Genomic DNA, 1,174 nt, shown 5'->3' on the forward strand with positions numbered 1-1,174 from the left:
TATGCGGTATACAGAGGCCCGTTTATCGAAGATTGCCGATGAATTATTGCGGGATCTTGATAAAGACACGGTCGAAATGATCCTAAACTTTGATGACACGGCTGAAGAACCAACTGTTTTACCAGCAGGTTTCCCAAACCTGTTGGTTAACGGGGCAACTGGTATTTCAGCGGGTTACGCGACTGAAATTCCGCCGCATAATCTAGGTGAAATTATTGATGCAACAACTTATTTAATCGACCATCCAAATGCCACAGTCAATAAGTTGATGGACTTTGTTCCTGGACCAGATTTCCCAACGGGGGCTATTATCCAAGGGCGAGAAGAGTTGAAGAAAGCTTATACTACTGGACGCGGGAAAGTCGTTGTTCGGTCTAAGCACCATATTGAAACAGACCGTGGTGGTAAAGAGAAAATCGTGATCACGGAAATTCCATATGAAGTGAATAAGGCTAACCTTGTGCGCCGGATGGATGAGTTACGGTTGAACCGGTCAATTGACGGGATTCAAGAAGTCCGCGATGAAACGGACCGTAACGGCCTACAAATCGTGATTGAATTGAAAAAGGATGCAAGTTCTGATGCTATCCTAAACTACTTCTACAAAAATTCTGATTTGCAAATTAACTATAACTTCAACATGGTGGCCATTAATGACCAACGTCCTGAATTAGTTGGGATTAGAGAAGCTTTAAACGCTTATATCGGCCACCGTTATGAAATTATTCGTCGTCGGACAACCTTTGATTTAAATAAGGCCCAACGTCGCTTACATATCGTAGATGGATTGGTCAAAGCCATGTCTATTCTAGACCAGGTGATTGCGACTATTAGAAATTCTAAAAACAAATCAGATTCTAAATACAATTTGATTGAAGCTTTTGATTTTTCAGAAGCCCAAGCAGAAGCCATCGTAAGCCTACAACTGTACCGTTTAACCAATACAGACGTTACTGCCTTAGAAAATGAACGCCTACAATTAAATGAGGATATTGCTTCATACCAAGCAGTCTTATCTGACGATAAAGTGCTATACGGTCGGATGAAGTCTGAACTCAAAGCGATTAAGAAAGCCTACGCTTCTGAACGTCGTACTGAGATTCAAGACGAAATCCAAGAAGTCATCGTGAAGAAACAATTATTAATTTCTGAAGAAGACGTTATCGTTGTAGTT

The 1,174-nt window shown here is 41.1% G+C and carries 1 protein-coding gene; it reads left to right on the forward strand.

From position 1 onward, the window contains the following. On the forward strand, nucleotides 1-1,174 hold a 1,174-nt coding region (locus ACRCJ0_RS14680), incomplete at both ends, for a DNA gyrase subunit A (RefSeq protein WP_431390948.1).

It is taken from the genome of Aerococcus sp. L_32 (genome assembly GCF_050689315.1).